This is a genomic window from Amycolatopsis sp. NPDC049253 (assembly GCF_040678995.1).
Taxonomy (GTDB): domain Bacteria; phylum Actinomycetota; class Actinomycetes; order Mycobacteriales; family Pseudonocardiaceae; genus Amycolatopsis.
Genome location: NZ_JBFAQX010000006.1, coordinates 1 through 19074 on the forward strand (window position 1 = coordinate 1; position 19074 = coordinate 19074).

The following is a 19074-nucleotide window of genomic DNA, read 5'->3' on the forward strand; positions in this document are numbered from 1 at the left end:
CCGGGACCCGGCAGAGCCTCGGGGCCCTTCACGGGTCCGCCCGGACCGCGGCGCGGCGAGAGGGTGGCCCCCGTGACGGGCCCCGGAAGGGGTTCGCTAAGCTGGTTTCCCGCAGCGCGCGATTAGCTCAGCGGGAGAGCGCTTCCCTGACACGGAAGAGGTCACTGGTTCAATCCCAGTATCGCGCACGTAGTCCGATGTGGACTCACCTGGAGGGCGATTAGCTCAGGGGGAGAGCGCTTCGTTCACACCGAAGAGGTCACTGGTTCGATCCCAGTATCGCCCACCACCACGATGGCCCCGGATCACTCGATCCGGGGCCATCGTGCTGTCCAGGGCACCGGAGTGCTCGCCGCGGGCGCGATGGTGTGGTTGACGCGGAACAGGTTCTGCGGCTCGTGGCGCCGCTTGAGCTGTGCGAGCCGCTCGTAGCGCGCGGGGTCGTACGCGGCGCGCACCTCGGCGGGGGTCGTGGCCTGGCCGGCGGCCAGCAGGTTGGCGCTCCGCTCGTCCTGTGACCACTGCACGAGCGCATCCGCGAGGGCGTCGAGCCGAGCGCCGGCCTCTTGCCCACCGGCCGCGACGAGGGCCCACGGTGCGCCGTGGCCGACGACGGCGTTCGGCACGGCGGCCTCGTCGGCCAGCGCCCCGCCCGGCGCCCTCAGCTCCACGAACCCCGGTTCGATGGTTTCCCACGAACCGATTCGCGCCCCGCGCACCGCCCGCGTGCAGACGACCACCCGGACCTGAGGCGGCCTCCTGCACCTCGATGGCGTCGGCGCCCTGCCGCGAGCCCACGCGCTCAAGCCCCGGGCCGCCGACGACTTCGAGATCGTCGACTGGCTCCACGGCTTCGACCCCACCAACAGCACGCCCAGGCGGTCGAGCACACGGGACGCGTTGGGGCCGACCTGCAGGCCGGCGCCGATCTCGGCGAACTCGGGTGCCTGTTCCAGCACCCGCACCGCGTGGCCGTCGCGGGCCACGGGGAGCTCGGCGGCCAGACCCCCGATGCCACCGCCCAGCACCAGCAGCCGCGCAGGCCTGCCGCTGTTCCGCTTCCTCGGCGCGCACCACGACGACGTCGAGATCCACGGCAGCGGCCGGGCCACGCACGCGATGTCGGTGGAGCAGCTGGTCGACGGCACACGTGCGTACCTCGACGAGGGCCACCACGCCGTGAAGCTCCGCGTCGGCGCCCGGCAGGCCGAGGAAGACGTCGCCCGTGTGCGCGCGGTGCGCGAGGCCGTGGGTGACGACGCGCGGATCATGGTCGACGCCAACGAACGGCTCGACCTGCCGACCGCGTCGTGGACCGGTGCGCGGTTGGCCGACCTGGGTCGGGCCGCTGGCTGGAGGAACCCCTTCCGTCGGACGACGTCACCGGCCACGCGACGCTTGCCGCAGCCGTGGCGCTGCCCGTCGCCGTCGGCGAGCACCTGCACGGGCGTTTCGAATTCGCGGCGTACCTGCACGCGCGGGCCGCTTCGGTGCTGCAGCCCGACGTGCCGCTGACGGGTGGCGTCACCGAATGACCGCGGATCTCGGCCATCGCGAAGGCGTTCGGTGCGCCGCTGAGCCCGCACTTCCTGCCGGAGCTGCACGTCCACCTCGCGGCGGCGGCGCCGAACTGCCCCTACGTGGAGCACTTCCCGCTGATCGACGACGTGCTTCAGGAGACGCTGACCGTCCACAACGGACGCGTGGCCCCGCCGGACCGGCCGGGCCACGGGATGTCGTGGAACCGGTCCGCTCTGGACGATCTGCGCGTCCGCTGAGGCGTGGTCAGAAGACGAGCACGCCCTGGGTGCTGGGCTGCAGCGTGCCGACCTTGACCGAGGTGATGTCGAGCTCGGGGTAGCCGACCTTCTTGCCGTCCGTGCCGATCACGTCGACGACCGTCGCACTCGTGCCGTGGGGCGGGGTGAGCTTGAGGGTGGTCGCCACGAACGTGTCGGCGCTGCCCTTGTCGCCCGTCTCCCACTTGACGCCGGCGAACGCGTTGGTGCCGGGGCGCAGCGTGATGGACGGGCCCGCGCCGGGGATGTCGACGCTCTGCGTCGGCACCTTGAGCGGCGAGTTGTCGGCGGCGAGGAACTGCAGCGCCGGCCAGCCCTCGATCGTCACGGGGTCCTTGCCGGTGTTCTCGAGGGCGAGCAGGCCGAGGCCCTGGTCCTGGATGGTGAGCTCGGCGTGGAAGGACTGCCGGCTCTCTTGCGAGACCGCCGGCTGGTCCGCGTTCACGGCCGCGTCGGGCGTCGGCTGCGGCGCGCCGGCCGCGGTGGCGTGGTGCTCGAACAGGCCGTCAGCGCGAACAAAACCGCGATACCCGGGACGATCGTCTTACCCCACATGCGCACTCCCCTTCGTGGACGGCTTTTCACTACCCAGGACGGCCGACCCCCGAAACAGGTTCCGGGGCAGGGAGGCATATTCCGTGCCCGGTTCACTCCATAGAGGACACGAGCCGCGTCACCAAGGCCGTGAGGCTCTCCTCGTCGAGCGCCGCGAGCTCCCGCAACGCACCCGACGTCCGCCCGATCAGCACCCCCGCGAACGCCGCCGTCAGCAGCTCCGCGCGCGCCTGCGCCTGCTCGACCCCTTCGGAGATCAGCCGACGCGCGAGCGGCGTGACGATCCGGCGGTGCAGCTCTTCCCGCGAGAACTCGTTGGCCTTCGCGTCGTCATGCGGCTGGAGCGCAACCTGGTACAGCGGCCCGGGCCCCTGCCTGACCGCCCGCCCGACCAGCCCCCGCAACCGCTCGGCGTCTCCGAGGTCGGCCAGCTCCTCTTCGCCTGTCTCCTCCTGCAGCACGGCGACGTACAGCTGCGCCTTCCCCCCGAAGTACCGCGCGATCATCGCCGGATCGACGCCCGCTCGCTCGCCGATGTCGCGAATCGTCGCCTGCGCGTATCCCCGGTCCGCGAACAACTCCGCCGCGGCCTGCAGCAGCGCGGCCCGCGTCCGTCCGGCATCCCGGCGCCGCGGCGTGGTCCGGTCCGTCATCGGCGCGCTCCTCCGGTCGTTTTTCCGGGCAGCAGCATGGCGAACACCGCGGCCAGCGCCCAGACCGCCACCCCGGCGAAGGCGGCGACGGTGTAGCCGAGGGCGTTCGGGAAGCGCTGCCCATCCGGCGTGTGCCCGACGAGGATCGCGGCGCTGAGCGCGCTGCCGGTGGAGTAGCCGACGTAGCGCAGCACTTGGTTGAAGCTCATCGCGCTGCCGGTCTCGTGCGGGGGCGTCCCGCGCGTGATCATGCCGGGCAGCACGGCGAAAACCGTGCCGACGGCGAGCCCGGTGGCCGCCATGACGACGATGAGCACCACGTAGTCGTGGCGCACGAAGCCGAACACGCCGACGCTCACCAAGCCGACCAGTGAAGCCCCGGGGATCAGCACGCGCCCCCACCCGCGCCGGATCACCGGCGGCGCGATCCGGCTGGCGAGCAGGCTCCCGATCGAGAACGGCAGCAGCACCAGCCCCGCCACCACCACGGACCCGCCGAGCCCGCCGTCGGCCGGCGGCGTCTGGACGAACTGCACCATCAACGACGTCAGCAGATACATCCCCGTGCCGGACAGGAGAGCCGCGACGTCGGCCGCGAGCACCCCCGGCAGCCGCACCAACCGCAGTTCCACCAGCGGATGGCTGCTGCGGCCCTCATGCCACACCCACGCCACCAGCGCGCCCACCGCGACGACCACCGATCCGACCGACGCCCCCGAGCCCCAGCCCCACTCCTCGCCTTTGCTGATCCACAACAGCAACGCGCCGAGCCCCACCCCCAGCAGCAGCGCTCCCGGCACGTCCAGCCGCTTCGCCTCGGCGTTCACAGCGTCGGGCACCACCTTGATCGCCGCCACCAGCGCAACCGCCGCCACGAGGGCCCCGAACCAGTACGCCGCCGGCAGCCCGCCCAGCTCCGTGATCAGCCCGGTCACCGGATACCCGAGCCCGACCCCGGCGACCGTCGTGATCGACAGGATCGCCATCGTCGGCCTCGCCTTCGCGGGCACCAACGCTTCCCGCGCCGCCACGATCGTCAGCGGCGTCAGGCCCAGCCCCGCGCCCTGCAACGCGCGCCCCACCAGCAACGCCACGAACCCGAACGGCAACGCCGCGAGCACACACCCCAGCACCACCAGCGCCAGCCCGCCCAGCATCACGCCCCGCCGCGCCGGCCCGTCACCCAGGCGCCCCATCACGGGTGTCACCATCGCCCCGACCACCAAGGTCACCGTCAACGACCACTGCGCATCCCCCAGCGACACCCGGTGCACCTCGGCCACCGCCGGAATCAGCGGCGCCCCCAGGCTGCTGATCACCGCCACGACGAGCCCGAGGAACACCAACGTGGGCACCAAGCCGCGGGCGGTTGGCTCAGCCGTGCGGCTCGCGGCTACGTCGCTCGTGGCACGCACGGGCCGCGCGCTGTCGACGACGGGCTCGCCCACCTCCGGCTTTGCGTCCGGATCGCGCGGCTGCCGTGCACCTCCGGCAGACCCCGCAGCCTCGTTCGCAGCACGCGCAGGCTGCCCACCCTCACCGAGCACTGGCGCCGCGCTCGGATCGCGCAACTGCCGCTTGCCTGCAGCAGACCCCGCAGCCTCGCCCGCAGCGCACGCAGACTGCGCGCCGTCGGCATCGAAGACCGGCGCGCCCACATCCGGCTCTGCACCCGGATCGCGCGGCTGCCATGCAGCTCCGGCCGACTTCGCCAACTCGCTCACGGCACGCGCGGGCCGCGCGCTGTCGGCGACGGGTCCACCCGCCTCCGGCTTTGCGCCCGGATCGCGTGGCTGCCGCACGCCTCCGGCAGACCCCACCGTCTCGCTCATCGCAGACGCGAGACGCTCGCCTTCGGCGCCAAGGGCAGGCCCGCCCAACCCCGGCGTCGCACACGGGTCGCATTGCTGCCGCTTGCCTCCGGCGGGCTCCGACACCCCGCTCGCAGCACGCACCTGCCGCGCAGCTCCGTCGGGCGCCGCAGCCGCGCCCGCGGTGTGCGCAGACTGCCCGCCGTCGGCGCGGAAGACCGGCGCGCCCAAGTCCGGATCGCGTGGCTGCCATGCGGCTCCACCGCACGTCGCCACGTCGCTCACGGCACGTGGATGCCGCCTGCCGTCGGTGCCGAGGGCGGGTCCGTCCGACCCCGGCGCCGCGCCGGCGCCGTTCGCTGAGCCCTGCGAGGCGTCGCCGGTCTCGGGCGCGCCGCACGACGGCGGCGGGCCCGAGGCGTGTACGGGCGGCTTGTCCGGCCCGCTCACCACAGACCCGCCGCGGACGTGCCGACAACCCACAGGTCTGCCGAGTCGGCGAGCCCGCGCCTGGCTCGCCCGGACAACCGGCGCCCACCGGGCAAGAACCCGTGCGGCAGCACCTCACCAGCCCACCCCGGCAGCCCCGACCTCTCGGGCCGCCAGGGTGCACCACTCAGCTCGGCCATCCCGGACATCGCGGCAACACCTCAGTCATCAGTTGATGTCATCACCTGATGACTTACCCTACCCCCGACCCGGCCACGCCGCGGCTGGGACCTCCGTCAGCCGAAGTGGATCACTTCGCTCGAGGCCAGCGAGGCGCCCGCGGTGGCGAGTTCGGCGGCGACCGCGGCGGAGGCCTCCGCGGCGGGGACGGGGCCGTCGTAGGTCGCGTGGGCGTCGGTGACCAGGGTGACCGGGTGGCCGCGCCGGAGGGCTTCCAGGGTTGTCTCGCGAACGCAGAAGTCGCTCTGCATACCGGCGACGACGAGGGGCGCGCCGGCGGGCACGAGGGTGGACAGAGGGGTGCCGGCGAAGGAGTCGGGCGTGGTCTTGTCCACCACGTGTTCGCCGGGGAGCACGTCGTGAACGAGAGCCCAGCCCGGCGTTCCGGGCACGTCGGGGTCGTCGCCGGTGCCGTTGTTGCGCACGTGCACCACCGGCGCGCCCGCGGCACGCGCGCGGGACAGCACCGCCTCGATCGCCGGGGCGACGGTGGCCGCGGAAGGCACCGGTTCGGGCGGGCGGAGCATGTTGTTCTGGACGTCGATCAAGAGCAGCACGGGGACCATGCCGGAAGCTTGGCACCCACCCCCGACAAAAACGCCGACAGGAAACGCCGGGCGAAACCCGTCAGTCCGGCATCCCCTCGAAACCCAGCTCCGCGAGCAGCGCCGAGGTGTGCTCCCCCACGTCCGGAATCGGGTCGAACCGCGGCTCCCGCCCGGCCACCGTCACGGGCGGAACCAAGGCCCGCAACGGCCCCGCCGGCGAATCCACCGAGCCCCAGCGCCCGCGTTCGGCCAGCTGCGGATGCGAGGCCAGCTGCGCGATGGTCCGCAGCCGCGCATTGGCGATCGACGCCGCGTCAAGGCGGGCGAGCACCGTCGCCGAGTCCAGCGGCGCGAAGGCCTCCTCGATCACGGCGCGCAGCTCGTCGCGGCGGGCCGAGCGCTCGTCGTTGGTGGCGAAGAAATCCGCGACCTCCGCGCGCCCCAGCACGTCGGTGCACAGCCGCCGCCACTCGCGGTCGTTCTGCACGGCGAGGAAGACCGTCTCGCCGTCACCGCACACGTACGGGCCATACGGGGCGATGGCAGCGTGCGAAAGCCCCGTTCGCGCCGGCTGCGTACCGCCGTAAACCGTGTAATACAGCGGAAAACCGACCCATTCGGTGAGCGCGTCGAACAACGACACCTCGAACGCCTGGCCGCGACCGGTCCGTTCGCGCTCGTACAGCGCCGAAAGCACGCCGCTGTATGCGTACATGCCACCGGCCAGATCCGCGACCGGAATCCCGGTCTTCGCCGGCTCCTCGGGCGAGCCGGTGAGCGCGGGCACGCCGGTTTCGCACTGCACCAACAGGTCGTAGGCCTTCTTGTCGCGGTACGGGCCGTCGGTGCCGTAGCCGGAGATGCCGCAGACGATCAGCCGCGGGTGGCGCGCCAGCAACTCCTCCGACCCGAGCCCGAGGCGCGAAGCCGCGCCCGGCGCGAGGTTCTGCACGAACACGTCCGCGCGCTCCAGCAACGCGTCGAGCACCCGCCGCTGCGCCGGCTGCTTGAGGTCCAGCGCGATCGACTCCTTGTTGCGGTTGAGCCACACGAAGTGGCTCGACAGCCCGCGCACGGTGGCGTCGTACGACCGCGCGAAGTCCCCCGAACCCGGCCGCTCGACCTTGATCACCCGCGCGCCGAGGTCCGCGAGCTGCCGCGTCGCGAACGGCGCCGCCACAGCTTGTTCGAGGGAAACCACCGTGATTCCGGACAGGGGCAGCATCGAAATCCTTTCGCCGGCAACCGTCGCACCAGGCTACCTCCGGGAGGCACATCAGCCGATCGGCCGGGTTTGTGACCCGATCGCCCGAGGCAGCCCGCCTCGCGCGCCGCGATCATGATCATCATGAAGAAGGTCGTCCCCTTACTGGCGCTCGCCGTCGCACTGCCCGCGGTCGTCGCGGCGACGCCGGCGCCCGCGGCACTCGCCTGGGCCCCGTGCCGCACCCTGATCAAGGAGTGGGATCAGACCGACGCGCGCACCGAGTGCGCGAAGGTCTCCGTCCCGCTCGACTACGCCCATCCCGACGGCCGCCGCCTCGACCTGATGGTCAGCCGGCTCAAGGCGACGTCGCCGGAGAAGCGCCAGGGCGTGATCGTGGTGAACCCCGGCGGGCCGGGCAACTCCGGGCTCGACATGCCGCTCACCCTCAGCCACACGACGGTGGCGGGCATGGGCGTCGACCACGACATCGTGGGCTTCGACCCGCGCGGCGTCGGCTTCAGCGAGGGCAAGGATTGCGACGTCGCGCCTGAGGACGGCCCGAATCCCGACCCGAGAGCGTCGCCCGCCGAGCAGTACCGGCAGGGCTACGAGCAGACGGCCAGGCAGAACGCCCGCTGCACCGCGTACGACCCGGAGTTCATCGCGAGCCTGTCGACCGACGTCGTCGCCCGCGACCTCGACCAGATCCGGATCGCCCTGGGTGAGCCGAAGATCGGCTTCTACGGGGTTTCATGGGGCACCGCGCTCGGCGCCGTGTACCGCAGCCGCTACGACCGGCACGTCGACCGCATGCTGCTCGACTCCGTGATGCCGCCCGACTTCAGCCTCCGCACGATGAACAACGGCCAGATCGACGCCGCCGAAGCCAACTTCTCCCGGTTCGCCGCCTGGCTCGCCGCGCGCGACGGCCAGTACCACCTCGGCACCGACACGGCGAAGATCCGCGCGGACGTCACCGCCCTCGCCGCCGGCCTCGACGCCCACCCGCGCCAGGTCACCGCCGACGGCAAACCGCTGACGTTCAGCGGCGGCAACCTCCGCACCGTGCTGACCTACCAGCAGTCCCACTGGCCCGCGATGGCCGACACCCTCACCACCCTGCGGGACGGCAAGAACCCGCCGCTCGTCGGGAACGAGCCGGAATTCACCGGCTTCGGCCTCGAAGACAGCCACTTCGCCGGCCTGCTCATGCAGGTTTCCGTGCTGTGCAACGACCAGGGCGCCGACCCGGGCGAACCCGCGATGTGGCGCGAGGAGCAGCAGCGGCAGGCGATGTCACCGCTGTTCCACGGCATGGCCGGCTACCAGCACTGGTGCGCGGGGTGGCCGCTGCCGAAGCAGCCGTGGCACCTGGCTCGCGGCACGAGCCCGCTGCAGCTGGTGGGCCACCGCACGGAGACGACCACTCCCGCGTCGTGGGCGGAGGACATGCGCCGCCGCATCGGCGGCTCGCTCCTGACCGTCGACAATGGCGCGCACGGTTCCCTCGACCTCGTGGCGTGCGGGTCGAAGGCGGTGGAATTCTTCAGCACCGGCCGGACCGCCGCGGGCACCTGTCCGGGCGAGCCGGTGACTTCGTCCACATAGGACCATGGCAGGGCCGGGCCCCGGTACAGGGGCCCGGCCCGCGCCCGCCGCCGCAGAGGTGGGGGGAGGGACCACAGCGGCGGGCTGTCCTCTACCTACCCCGCGGTGGCGCCCGTCAACCGTCCGGGTGACCGCGATCTCCGGGACCACGGGTCTCGACGTCCCTGATCTCGGTCGGCCATCGACACGACGCCACGAGGAACCGGGCGATTTCGATGCCCGCGACGGCCGGGCGGACGTGGATCGCCGAAGCGGCGCACAGCAAGCCGGGATGTGCTGCGGTCATCGTTGCGAAGCCGGATCTCACGGCCGCGAAACCCTCGTCACCCGTCGGGGCGGTCGCGGTCGCGGCGGGTACGCCGGGTGCGCGGTTCCCGGTCCCGCCCGGACGGATCGGGAACCGCCGGGCTGGACCGGGAAACCGGGGGTCCCGGCCAGGCCGGGTCGGTGATGATCTTGCCGGGACGGTTGCGGCGGCGGGTCGGCGGGGTCGGGCGCGGGGGTGCGGCGGCGGGCCAGTTCCGCGAGTCGGCGTCGCGGTTGCGGGGCTGCGGAAGCGCGAACGGTCGTGTCGGCGTCGAGTCCGGGCCGCCCAGGCGCTGGGCGACGGCGTTGGGCACCGGACGCTGCCGTGCCACGGGGTAACGCGCCAGCGGATCCACCTCCCCGCGGGAGCGCGTGGCCGGTTCCAGGCGGTGGCGGGCCCGGCCGCGCTGCGCGACGACGGGCGGTTCGGGAGACAGCAGCCGCCGGGCCGAAGGCGCCGCGGCCGGCTGCCTGGTGCCGCGCGGCTGGGCCGAGCGGCGCAGGTGCACCAGGGCGAGCGCCGCGAACACCGCGGCGACCGTCGCGAGGGGCCACCAGGCGTGCATGCGAGCTGCTCCCGTCGTGGAGGGTCCGCAGCAAGAGTGCCCGTTCCTCCCGGCGCCGAGCGGATGACCACACGCGTGGGTGTCACCCGGATCGGGGGCGCTTACTCATACACGACGTACGAGGGTCTCGGCGTGAGCGCGAGTACCTCGGACGGGGTCATCAGCGTGGCACCGTGGCGCGTGTCCTCCTCGTAGAACAGCTTGAAGCCGGCCAGCACGTGCGCGGGTTTGGCGGCCATGAGCGTGCGCCAGGTCGCCTTCTTCGCGGCCGAGCTGCCGATGCCGTCGACGACCTTCACGATCGACACCCCCGGGTGCGCGCGCAACGCGGCCTCGTCCCGGACGATCGAAGCCGCGACCTGGTGGTAGGCCATGATCTTGTCGGGCAGCCGGCGGTCGTGGGCGAGCCGCGCGAGGTAGGCCGCGACGCCGTCGAGCTCCGCGCCCGTGGTCCGCCCGAACTTCTCGCCCGGCACCACGCCCGGTTCGACCGCCCACTCCGGGTCGAGCGCGACGCCGACGTCCGGTTCGGCCAGCCACCGCTCGTACGCCCGCACCTCGGGCAGGAAATCCGCGCGGCCGGGCTGGATGTCGAGCAGCAGCACGCCCTTGAGCGCCCGCGCTTCGGCGAGGTACTCGGCGATGGTGCTGTCGGACGCGCGGGTGCGGTACCTGCCGTCGGGCCCGGGTGTGCGGTGGGCGGCCGTGGCGACGAGCTCGACGACGGGCGTCACCGCCTGCCGGTATGCCCCCGCCTGCCCGATCAGCTCGCGCCCGGCCGCCGCGAGATCACCGGTCATCTCGCCGAGGGCTTTCGCGTGCGGCGCGCCGCAGAAGCCGACGAGCAGGCTCGTGGCCAACGCGTTCGGCGGCGGAGGGGGCGGTACCGGTGGCGGCTGCGGCATCGAGGACGGCGACGGAGGCCCCCGCCGGCACCCGTCGCGACACCGCCCCGCACGCGCTCACGACCATCCCCGCGAGTGCCGCCGTGAACACCGCTCGACGGGTGAACCTCGGCTCGTGACGCATGCGTCCTCCCAGCCGGCAGCGGTGGGGAATCCTTTGCCAGCACGGGAAAAGTACCCACTTGATCGACTTCCGATCCGGCGTCGGAGCGCCAGTTTTCCCTTGAACCACAACGAATCGGCCGATTTCCCGGCCACTGGAACACCTTCCCCCGAACGGCCGTATTGTAACAGCACTTATATAAGTCCTGTTACACTTGCGCCCATGCCCGAGTTCACCGATCCCACCGAGCAGAGCCTCTGGCGCCCCATGCGCCTGCTGCAGCACGCGATGGACGACGACATCGGCCGGCTCTACACCGAGCGCGGCATCGAAGGCCTGAAACCGAGCTTCGTCATGGAGCTCCTGCGCCTGCACGCGCGCGGGCCGATGACGATCACCGAGCTCGCGGCGTCGGTCGAGCGGACACACTCGGCGTTGAGCCAGAAGGTGGCCGCCATGCGCAAGGCCGGCCTGGTCACGACCACCACGGGCGACGACGCGCGCAGCAAGAAGGTGGCGCTCACGCCCAAGGCCGAGGAGCTCGTCGGCCGGCTCGCGGCAGAGTGGCGCGCGACGGAGGCGGTGCTGGTCGATCTCGAGGCCGAGATCCCGTACCCATTGAGCAAGGTGGTCAAAGACGTCGAGAAAGCGTTGGCGCGCAAGAGCTTCCACGACCGCATCGCGGAGAAACTCGAGGGCGACGAGGCCTGGCGATGAGGGCGCAGCTGCTCGACGTGACACCGTTGCGCACTTCGCCGCAGTTCCAGCGGCTGTGGATCGGGCGCACGTGCTCGGTGCTCGGCGCGCAGCTGACGCTCGTGGCCGTGCTGTACCAGGTCTGGGAACGCACGGGCAGCACCGTGTGGACCGGCGCCGTCGGACTCGCGCAGGCGTTGCCGATCGTCGTGTTCGGGCTGTTCGCGGGCACGCTTGTGGACCGCGTCGACCGGCGGCGGTTCTACCTGGCGATGACGGTGGCGCAGGCCGTGTGCTCGGTGCTGCTGGTCGCGCAGAGCGCAGTGGCGGGGTTCCCGGTCGGCGGCGTGCTGGCGATCCTCGCGGTGCAGTCGTGTTTCGTCGCCGGCAGCGGGCCGGCGTCGCGCACGTTCATCCCCTGGCTGCTGCCGCGCGAACAGCTCGCCGCCGGGCTCGCGCTGAACCGGATCTCCTTCCAGGGCTGCATGTTGCTCGGCCCCGCGATCGGCGGCGTGCTCATCGGCTGGGTCGGCGTGACGGGCTGCTACGCCATCGACGCCGTGACGTTCGGCTGCGCGTTCTACGGCGCCTTCGGCCTCCCGGCCATGCAACCCGACGATTCCGCGCGCCCCGGCCTGCGCGGCATCGCCGACGGCCTCGCGTTCCTCGTCCGCACCCCCGTCGTGCGCGGCGCTCTCCTCACGGACCTCGCCGCGATGGTCCTGTCCATGCCGATGAGCCTCTTCCCGCTCGTCAACGCCGAACGTTTCGGCGGCAACCCCCGCACCCTCGGCCTGTTCCTCACCGCCATCGCCGTCGGAGGCGTCGCGGCGTCCGTGTTCTCCGGCGTCTTCACCCGCCGGCCGCGGCCAGGGGTGGTGATGCTGGTGGGGTCGGCCGCCTGGGGTCTCTCGCTGACGTTGTTCGGACTCACCACGAATCCGTGGCTGGGCCTGGGTTTCCTGGCACTGGCCGGTGCGGCGGACACGGTGTCGGTGGTTTCACGGAGCACCGTCGTGCAGCTGCACACGCCCGACGAGCTGCTCGGGCGGGTTGCCGCCGCCGAGCAGATCGTCGGCCAGGCGGGCCCGGACCTCGGCAACCTCCGCGCGGGCCTGGTGGCGGCCCCGACCTCCGCCTTGGCCTCTCTCGTCAGCGGCGGTCTGCTGTGCGTGGCCGCGGTCGCGGCCGTCGCGGTGACGACGCCGAGCTTGCGGCGGTTCGCCCTTCGCCCCTAGGACAATCCCTTGCGCAGAGCGGAAATCCGGTCCACCGACGCCGTGAAGTCCGGGATCGAGCCGAGGTTCTTCGCGAGTGCGTCGGCTGCCGCGTCGCCTTGGTTGACGTCGCGGCCGGAGGCCAGGATGAGGTCGACGCCCGCCTTCGCGGCGAGCACCGCGCGGTTGCCGGTGTCGCCGTAGTCCTGGAGGGCGCCGGCCTCGAGGGCGTCGGTGATGGTGACGCCGCGGAAGCCGTCGCGCCGGCGCAGTTCTTCCTGCACGACCGTCGGTGAGAGGCCCGCCGGGTGGCTCGCGTCGAGCGCCGGGTACACGGCCCACGACAGCATCACGAGCTTCGCGGCCGTCCCCGCGTACGGCGCTTCGTCCTTCGTACGCAGCTCGGGAAGCGGCACGTTCAGCGTCACCGGCGCGACGTCCGTGTTGCTCCCCGCCGGCGCCGCCCCCAGCCCGGGGAAGTGCTTCGCCGTCGACGCGACGCCCGTGGCCTGCTCCGCGGCGACGAAGTCGCGTCCCAGTGTGCCCGCCGTGGCGGCGTCGCTCGAGTACGAGCGGCCGTACTCGTCGATGAAGTTCCCGGCCTGCCGGTAGACGTCGAGCACCGGCGAGAGGTTGACGTTCATCCCCGCGCCCGCGAGGTTCTTCCCGGCGCCCGTGCCGGCGGCCTTCGCCGCCGCCTCCGGGTTCGCCGACTGCCCCACCTGCTTCTCCGACAGCGTCGGCTCGCCCGGCAGCCGCCGGACCTGCCCGCCTTCCTGGTCGGTCATCAACAGCAAGGGCTCGCGCACCGGACTCTGCGCCGCCGCGCCGCGAAGCTGCTTCACCACGCCTGCGATCTGGCTGCTCGACGAGATGTTCTCCCCGAAGAAGATCACCCCACCCGCTTCACCCGCGCGAATCCGCTGCAGCAACTGCTCCGGCGGCGTCAACCCGGCGTACGAGTAGATGACCCGCTGCCCCGCCAGCTGCCTCGGCGTGAGCTCCCGGGCGCCCGCCGCCCCGGGCACCGCCCCCACCGTCACCACAGCCACCGCGACGGCGGCCACCACCTGCACGACTCGCTTCATGGCACTCCCTCCAGTGCGCCCACGGTAACGCCTGGGCGTGGCGGGCGGAAACTTTCCGACCGAAGGGTGCGCGATGTCCGAAATCCGCGAGTGCCAGGTTCGCGCCCGCGGTTGACTCGGCGGATGATCCAACGCTTCCGCCACGCCGGCGCGGAGTTCGGCCGGCGCCTGCGCCAGGTGTGCGCCCACCAGTGGTCGGCGCCGACCCCCTGCGCCGACTGGACCGTACGTCAGCTGGTCAACCACGTCACCCGTGGAAACCTCAACTACGTCGCCCTGTTGCACGGCGCGTCCGCCGCCGACTTCCTCCACCTGCGCGACACCGACGCGCTCGGCGCGGACCCCGTCGCCGCCTACACCGCTTCGCTCACCGAAACCGCCGCCGCGTTCAGCGCGCCCGGCGCCCTGGAGCGCCTCGTCGACTACCCGCTCGGCCGGATCCGCGGCGCGCAGGCCCTCGCCGTCCGCACCACCGACACCGTGATCCACACCTGGGACCTCGCCCGCGCCACCGGCACCGACGAATCCCTCGACTCCGACCTCGTCAACTGGGTCACCACCCACCTCGACACGATCTACGCCGGCCTCGCCGAAACCCCGATCTCGGCCGAGACCACACACCGTTTCTTCGCCGCGCCGCGGGGGACGCCGGATCCGTCGCCGCAAGGCTTGCTGCTGCACCGCATGGGCCGCAGCAGGCAGGGCTACCGTGCCGCACGTGAGCTACTTCCTGACCCGCGTCCTCGCCATGCTCGACCGGGGTGGCGACACCGTGCTCTTCCACCACGAAGGGCGAGCGACCACCTACGGCGCGGCGGCCGACACGCTCCGCCGGATCCACACCGGGCTCAGCGGCGCAACCGGCGTCGTGGCGATCGACTCGCCCAACCGGCCCGAGGTGATCCTCGCGCAGGTCGCCGCGCAGCTGCGGGGCCTCGAAGTCCTGCTCGTGGCGGCGTCAGCCAGCAAGCCGGCCCGGGAAGCGGCCCTGAAGCAGACCGGTGCCACCCGAATCGACCTCGACGAACTCACCGCCGGCGAACCGTCCACTCCGGACACCACGCCCGACCGGGTGACGGCGATCTTCCCCACCGGCGGCACCACCGGCACACCGAAGCTCATCCGCCACAGCGGCATCTACGACGGCATGGCCCACATCTTCACCCCCGACGGCGGGCAAACCGTCCTCATCACCGCCCCGCTCACGCACATGACCGGCAACGCCGCGGCGCTCGGCGCCCTGCTCAGCGGCAACAAAGTCGTCCTCCGCACAAGCTTCGACGCCGAAGAGCTCCTCAACGACATCGAGACCCACCGAGTCACCAGCCTCTCCCTCACACCGCCGAGGCTGGCACAGGTGCTCGACAGCCCGGCGCTGGCGAGCACCGACGTCTCCAGCCTGAAATCCCTCTCCCTCGGCGCCGCCCCGCTTCCGCCGAAAAGGCTCGCCCAGGCGCTCGACGCCTTCGGCGCGAAAGTCGGCCAGGGCTACGGCCTCACCGAAGCACCGATGATCGCCAGCATCTCCGCGGAGGAACTCACGCAAGCCCACCGCCTCGGCTCCGTAGGACGCATCGTCCCCGGCATGGAGGCCCGCACGGAAAACGGCGAGATCCTCGTCCGCGGCCTGTCCATGATGGACGGCTACCACGGCGAACCCCCGATCGGCGACACCTGGCTCCCCACCGGCGACCTGGGCCACTTCGACGACGAAGGCTACCTCTACCTCCACGACCGCATCGCCGACGTGATCATCACCGGCGAGCACGGCACCAAGGTCGCCTCCACCGCCATCGAGCACACGCTGCTCACCCACCCCGACGTCAAAGCCGCGGCCGTCTTCGCCGTGCCCGGACCGAACGGCGAGGGGGAGCTGGTTCACGCCGTCGTCGTCGCACACCCGGACACGACGGAAACCGAACTCCGCCACCACGTACGCGAAGAACTCGGCGGAGACCACTTCGTACCGTCCACCGTGGACTTCACCGGCGAACTGCCCCTCACCCCGGTGGGCAAAGTGGACAAACGAAAACTGGCCGAACCCTTCTGGGCCGGCCATTCTCGCCACATCGCATGACCCTCGGGTTCCGCACTTCCACCCGAATTCGATGTCGTGGCCGGCTGGCTAGGCGGGCTGAGTTGTGTGGTTCTCGTAGGCCTCGCGGGCGGCCAGGAGGGTGGGCAGGTGTTCCTGTGCCCAGCGTCGACAGGCCGCGATGGGGTCGAGCAGGGTGCGTCCCAGCGGGGTCAGTTCGTATTCCACTCGTGGTGGCACCTCGGCGTAGACGGTGCGGGTGATCATGCCGTCGCGTTCGAGGGCACGCAGGGTCTGTGTGAGGACCTTGGGGGTGGCGCCGTGGATGGGTACGCGGAGTTCGGAGAACCGGCGTGGGCCCTGTTCAAGGCAGACAATGATCATCGCCGACCATTTGTCGCCGATGCGGATCGGCATGATGCTGCTGGGACAGGTGGGGTGGAACATGTCGGGATCGAGCGGGTCCATCAGTACCCTCACGGTAGTCAGATACCTTTGAAGTAACCAGCATCTCATGGATACCTTCGCACTCGGCGCCCGAATCCGGCGTCGCCGGTCCTGATCAACGGACAAGACCGAAGGGCAAGGAGAATGCGCGTTGTTCGGTTCCATGAGTACGGCCCGCCAGATGTGTTGCGCGTCGACGAGGCGCCCGATCCACGACCGGGTTCCGGTGAGATGCTGATCCGGGTCACAGCCGCGGGGATCGGGTTCGCCGATGTCCGGATCAGGGCCGGCCTGATGCGCACCGCGCTGCCGGATCTTCCCTTGCCGTTCGCGCCGGGATTCGAGGTCGCGGGTACCGTGGTCGCGGTCGGAGCCGGGGTGGACGCCCGGACGGTCGGCAGGCAGGTGGTCGGGACGACGTCCGGCGGTGGCTACGCCGAGCTGGCGATCCTGCCGGCAGCGTCGGCGGTACCGCTGCCCGATGCGCTCGACGACCGGATGGCCGTGGCGCTGCTGGGCCAAGGCGCGACCGCGGTCGGCGTGGCCGAGGCTGCCGGCCTCACGTCGGCGGACACGGTCCTGGTCGAAGCAGCCGCTGGAGGCGTGGGCAGTCTTCTGGTGCAGTTGGCCAAACACGCCGGCGCCACCGTGGTCGCCGCTGCCCGGGGTGAGACGAAACTGGCGGTGGCCAAGCAACTCGGCGCCGATGTCGTGATCGACTACAGCACGCCGGACTGGCCCCGACGCGTCCGCGACGCGGTGGGCGGCAGCGTCTCGGTGGTCCTGGAGAGCACTGGCGGAGCCATATCCGAGGCCGCGTTCGATCTGCTGGCACCCGCTGTCGGCCGGATGGTGATCTACGGAACGACCAGCGGGCAGCCACCACGCTTCGACCCGCTCGCCGTCTACCACAGGGCCGTGTCCGTCACCGGCTTCGCGGCAGTAGCCCTACCCGCACAGCAACTGGCGCGGCTGCGCGACCAGGCGTTCGCACTGGCCGAGTCCGACGAACTGCGGCCGATCATCGGCACGGTCCTGCCCCTGGCGCAAGCCCGCGCGGCCCACCAGGCGTTCGAGGATCGGGCAGCCGTCGGGAAAACAGTCCTCACGCCGTGAGACCCGGCAGCCGGCCACCGTCCGGCGGCGAAGGGAACTCGCGCCCTGGAAGCCAGGAAAGCAAACCTCACCATGACCGCGAAAACGGAGATGAACAGAGCCCATAAAAGAAGAGCCGGCGTGTGCACCCCCCGTCGGTGCACACCCCGGCTCTTCGGCTACGGACTACTTCACTTGTCGCCGAAGCGGATCGAGGCGACCTGCTTGTCGAAACCGATCTTGCTCAGGTCGGGCACGCTGGCCGTGATGACCATCGACTGACCGGTGCAGTTCGGGCCCTTCCACAGCTTCACCGGGCCACCGCTGAGCTGGATCGAGGAAACCTGCGTCGGCTGCGGGTTGGCGACACAGCCCGGGCCCGAAACCCCGAACGAACCGTTGGGCTCGGAGAAGTTGATGCCGCTGTCGAGGATCGCGCTGCCGTTGCCGAGGGTCACGCCACCGGGAGGAGTCGTGGTGCTCGACGAGGGCGGGGTCGCGGTCGAGGAAGACGACGCGGGCGGGGCCGCCTGGCCGCTGGAGGCGGGAGCGCCGCCCTTCGGCAGGACCTTGCCACCGGTCGGCGAGATGGCGAACCAGGTGCCGCCGACGCCTTCACCGTTGATGTCGCCGGCCTTCTTGTCGCCGGAGAAGCGGTAGAGCGCCCAGCCGCCGATGGTGACCTGGCGGGTGCCGTCGGCGCGGGTCAGGATGCCGATCTTGGCTGCGGGAACACCGTTGACGAAGATGCGCGAGCCCGGCTTCACGAGCACCGGCGGCCAGGTCTTGGCGCAGTCACCGTTGCAGTTGGACGTCGGCGGCTTCGGGCTGTCCTTGTCGAAGCGGTAGAGCGTCATGCCGGCACCGTCGTGGACGATCGGGTTCAGGCCACCGGCCGAACCGCGGGTCAGCTGCACCCACTTCATCGCCGCGTCGTCGGTGCGCGGGCCCTTGTAGTCGTCGCCCTGGCTCAGGTCGGCGCCGTTTTCCTTGGCAGTACCGGTCTTGTAGTCGACGCCGGTCGTCGGGTCCGTGCCCTCCTGCGAGGTCTGGGCCTTGCCACCCTCCGGCGTGACGCCGAACCACGTGCCGCCCACGCCCTGGCCCTTGGCCTGGCCCGGCTGCGAGTCGCCGCTGAACTTGTACACCGGCCAGTTGCCGATGGTCACCTGCAGCGTGCCGTCCTGGCGCTTGACGAAGCCGACGTCGTTCTTGTCGACGCCGTTGAGGAACACCTTGCCGCCCGCCTTCACCGTGACCGGCGGCCAGGTCTTGGCGCAGTCACCGTTGCAGTTGGACGTCGGCGGCTTCGGGCTGTCCTTGTCGAAGCGGTAGAGCAGGAAGCCCTTTCCGTTCAGCACCACCGGGTTCAGGCCGGACGCGGAACCGGCGTCGAGCTCCACCCACTGCTCGGCGGCGTCGGTGTCGGCCGGGTCGGCGAAGTCGCCGGTGTTCTGCGGCGCGCCGTTCTCCTGGGCCGTGCCGGTCAGGAAGTTGACCGACGAAGCAAGTTCGGCGCCCCCGGCACCGGCCGGCGCGGCACTCGGCGTGCCGGCGGTGGAACCGCACGCCGTCAGCGCCGCCACACCCGTCGCCACCAGGGCGGCGAGCATCGCAACTCGAGTACGCAACATTTCGGGTTTCTCCCTGTCAGAGCCGGCCGCCCGAGATGGCGAGCCTTCGATGACCGGTACACGGGTGTGGTCGCCGTGAGGGTTCACCGAAGTTTCGTGACGGCGGTCACACCTGCCTGAACCGGGAACTCC

16 protein-coding genes, 2 tRNA genes and 3 pseudogenes are annotated in these 19074 nt (G+C 71.5%); 10 read left to right on the top strand and 11 right to left on the bottom strand.

Annotated elements, in window-relative coordinates; genetic code table 11:
- The first annotated feature begins 116 nt into the window (after positions 1-116).
- Together AB0K15_RS15760 and AB0K15_RS15765 are read left to right on the top strand one after the other, a co-directional pair.
- Positions 117-188: transfer RNA gene (locus tag AB0K15_RS15760), tRNA-Val, on the top strand.
- A gap of 26 nt (positions 189-214) precedes the next feature.
- Positions 215-289, top strand: a tRNA-Val gene (locus AB0K15_RS15765).
- A 16-nt stretch (positions 290-305) separates the two neighbouring features.
- Here the strand turns inward: AB0K15_RS15765 and AB0K15_RS15770 are convergent.
- Positions 306-1148: a hypothetical protein gene (locus AB0K15_RS15770; protein WP_364050931.1), complete on the bottom strand. Its 843-nt coding sequence runs from the start codon at positions 1146-1148 to the stop codon at positions 306-308.
- Between AB0K15_RS15770 and AB0K15_RS15775 the strand changes: the two are divergent.
- Positions 1120-1281 (top strand): annotated as a pseudogene (locus tag AB0K15_RS15775) (enolase C-terminal domain-like protein); the annotation flags it as partial. The gene AB0K15_RS15770 and the pseudogene AB0K15_RS15775 overlap by 29 nt on opposite strands.
- Positions 1282-1310: 29 nt before the next feature.
- A pseudogene (locus AB0K15_RS15780) lies at positions 1311-1778 on the top strand (enolase C-terminal domain-like protein).
- Positions 1779-1785: 7 nt separating this feature from the next.
- On the opposite strand, the gene AB0K15_RS15785 reads toward AB0K15_RS15780, so the two are convergent.
- The 5 genes from AB0K15_RS15785 to AB0K15_RS15805 form a co-directional block, all read right to left on the bottom strand.
- The gene (locus AB0K15_RS15785; protein ID WP_364049977.1) at positions 1786-2244 is read right to left on the bottom strand and encodes a DUF4232 domain-containing protein; all 459 of its coding nucleotides are present in this window, start codon (positions 2242-2244) and stop codon (positions 1786-1788) included.
- A gap of 202 nt (positions 2245-2446) precedes the next feature.
- A complete protein-coding gene (locus tag AB0K15_RS15790) occupies positions 2447-3007 on the bottom strand; it encodes a TetR family transcriptional regulator (RefSeq protein WP_364049979.1) in 561 nt (186 codons plus the stop codon).
- The gene (locus tag AB0K15_RS15795; protein ID WP_364050880.1) at positions 3004-4362 is read right to left on the bottom strand and encodes an MFS transporter; all 1359 of its coding nucleotides are present in this window, start codon (positions 4360-4362) and stop codon (positions 3004-3006) included. The genes AB0K15_RS15790 and AB0K15_RS15795 overlap by 4 nt, the downstream gene beginning before the upstream one ends.
- Positions 4363-5543: 1181 nt before the next feature.
- The gene (locus AB0K15_RS15800; protein ID WP_364049981.1) at positions 5544-6053 is read right to left on the bottom strand and encodes an isochorismatase family protein; all 510 of its coding nucleotides are present in this window, start codon (positions 6051-6053) and stop codon (positions 5544-5546) included.
- 61 nt (positions 6054-6114) lie between these two features.
- On the bottom strand, positions 6115-7260 hold the full coding sequence (locus AB0K15_RS15805; RefSeq protein ID WP_364049983.1) for a CaiB/BaiF CoA-transferase family protein: 1146 nt from the start codon (positions 7258-7260) through the stop codon (positions 6115-6117).
- 123 nt (positions 7261-7383) lie between these two features.
- Between AB0K15_RS15805 and AB0K15_RS15810 the strand changes: the two genes are divergently transcribed.
- Positions 7384-8850 carry an alpha/beta fold hydrolase gene (locus AB0K15_RS15810; RefSeq protein ID WP_364049985.1) on the top strand — a complete coding sequence of 489 codons (1467 nt, stop codon included), beginning with the start codon at positions 7384-7386 and terminating at the stop codon, positions 8848-8850.
- A 323-nt stretch (positions 8851-9173) separates the two neighbouring features.
- Here AB0K15_RS15810 and AB0K15_RS15815 read toward each other — a convergent pair whose 3' ends face one another.
- Positions 9174-9722: a hypothetical protein gene (locus tag AB0K15_RS15815; RefSeq protein WP_364049987.1), complete on the bottom strand. Its 549-nt coding sequence runs from the start codon at positions 9720-9722 to the stop codon at positions 9174-9176.
- Positions 9723-9823: 101 nt separating this feature from the next.
- Positions 9824-10582 (bottom strand): hypothetical protein, encoded by a 759-nt coding sequence (locus AB0K15_RS15820; RefSeq protein ID WP_364049989.1) that lies wholly within the window; start codon positions 10580-10582, stop codon positions 9824-9826.
- A gap of 370 nt (positions 10583-10952) precedes the next feature.
- Between AB0K15_RS15820 and AB0K15_RS15825 the strand changes: the two genes are divergently transcribed.
- Positions 10953-11447: a MarR family transcriptional regulator gene (locus tag AB0K15_RS15825; protein ID WP_364049991.1), complete on the top strand. Its 495-nt coding sequence runs from the start codon at positions 10953-10955 to the stop codon at positions 11445-11447.
- Positions 11444-12664 (top strand): MFS transporter, encoded by a 1221-nt coding sequence (locus AB0K15_RS15830; protein ID WP_364049993.1) that lies wholly within the window; start codon positions 11444-11446, stop codon positions 12662-12664. Before AB0K15_RS15825 ends, AB0K15_RS15830 begins: the two co-directional genes overlap by 4 nt.
- Here AB0K15_RS15830 and AB0K15_RS15835 read toward each other — a convergent pair.
- Positions 12661-13731 carry a glycoside hydrolase family 3 N-terminal domain-containing protein gene (locus tag AB0K15_RS15835; RefSeq protein ID WP_364049995.1) on the bottom strand — a complete coding sequence of 357 codons (1071 nt, stop codon included), beginning with the start codon at positions 13729-13731 and terminating at the stop codon, positions 12661-12663. The genes AB0K15_RS15830 and AB0K15_RS15835 overlap by 4 nt on opposite strands.
- A 123-nt stretch (positions 13732-13854) precedes the next feature.
- On the opposite strand from AB0K15_RS15835, the pseudogene AB0K15_RS15840 reads away from it, so the two are divergent.
- Together AB0K15_RS15840 and AB0K15_RS15845 are read left to right on the top strand one after the other, a co-directional pair.
- Positions 13855-14292 (top strand): annotated as a pseudogene (locus tag AB0K15_RS15840) (TIGR03086 family metal-binding protein); the annotation flags it as partial.
- Positions 14293-14449: 157 nt separating this feature from the next.
- On the top strand, positions 14450-15808 hold the full coding sequence (locus AB0K15_RS15845; protein ID WP_364049997.1) for an AMP-binding protein: 1359 nt from the start codon (positions 14450-14452) through the stop codon (positions 15806-15808).
- 48 nt (positions 15809-15856) lie between these two features.
- Here AB0K15_RS15845 and AB0K15_RS15850 read toward each other — a convergent pair whose 3' ends face one another.
- Positions 15857-16234 carry a helix-turn-helix domain-containing protein gene (locus AB0K15_RS15850; protein WP_364049999.1) on the bottom strand — a complete coding sequence of 126 codons (378 nt, stop codon included), beginning with the start codon at positions 16232-16234 and terminating at the stop codon, positions 15857-15859.
- Between the two features lie 123 nt (positions 16235-16357).
- On the opposite strand from AB0K15_RS15850, the gene AB0K15_RS15855 reads away from it, so the two are divergent.
- Positions 16358-17329, top strand: a complete 972-nt coding sequence (locus tag AB0K15_RS15855) for a zinc-binding dehydrogenase (RefSeq protein WP_364050001.1) — start codon at positions 16358-16360, stop codon at positions 17327-17329.
- Positions 17330-17499: 170 nt separating this feature from the next.
- Here the strand turns inward: AB0K15_RS15855 and AB0K15_RS15860 are convergent, their stop codons facing one another.
- Positions 17500-18942: a hypothetical protein gene (locus AB0K15_RS15860; RefSeq protein WP_364050003.1), complete on the bottom strand. Its 1443-nt coding sequence runs from the start codon at positions 18940-18942 to the stop codon at positions 17500-17502.
- Positions 18943-19074 lie beyond the last annotated feature (132 nt).

Coding starts and splice junctions, on each gene's coding strand:
- AB0K15_RS15810 (WP_364049985.1), top strand. CDS start 7,384: ATGAAGAAGGTCGTCCCCTTACTGGCGCTCGCCGTCGCACTGCCCGCG.
- AB0K15_RS15805 (WP_364049983.1), bottom strand. CDS start 7,260: ATGCTGCCCCTGTCCGGAATCACGGTGGTTTCCCTCGAACAAGCTGTG.
- AB0K15_RS15830 (WP_364049993.1), top strand. CDS start 11,444: ATGAGGGCGCAGCTGCTCGACGTGACACCGTTGCGCACTTCGCCGCAG.
- AB0K15_RS15850 (WP_364049999.1), bottom strand. CDS start 16,234: ATGGACCCGCTCGATCCCGACATGTTCCACCCCACCTGTCCCAGCAGC.
- AB0K15_RS15855 (WP_364050001.1), top strand. CDS start 16,358: ATGCGCGTTGTTCGGTTCCATGAGTACGGCCCGCCAGATGTGTTGCGC.
- AB0K15_RS15800 (WP_364049981.1), bottom strand. CDS start 6,053: ATGGTCCCCGTGCTGCTCTTGATCGACGTCCAGAACAACATGCTCCGC.
- AB0K15_RS15825 (WP_364049991.1), top strand. CDS start 10,953: ATGCCCGAGTTCACCGATCCCACCGAGCAGAGCCTCTGGCGCCCCATG.
- AB0K15_RS15835 (WP_364049995.1), bottom strand. CDS start 13,731: ATGAAGCGAGTCGTGCAGGTGGTGGCCGCCGTCGCGGTGGCTGTGGTG.
- AB0K15_RS15815 (WP_364049987.1), bottom strand. CDS start 9,722: ATGCACGCCTGGTGGCCCCTCGCGACGGTCGCCGCGGTGTTCGCGGCG.
- AB0K15_RS15790 (WP_364049979.1), bottom strand. CDS start 3,007: ATGACGGACCGGACCACGCCGCGGCGCCGGGATGCCGGACGGACGCGG.
- AB0K15_RS15860 (WP_364050003.1), bottom strand. CDS start 18,942: ATGTTGCGTACTCGAGTTGCGATGCTCGCCGCCCTGGTGGCGACGGGT.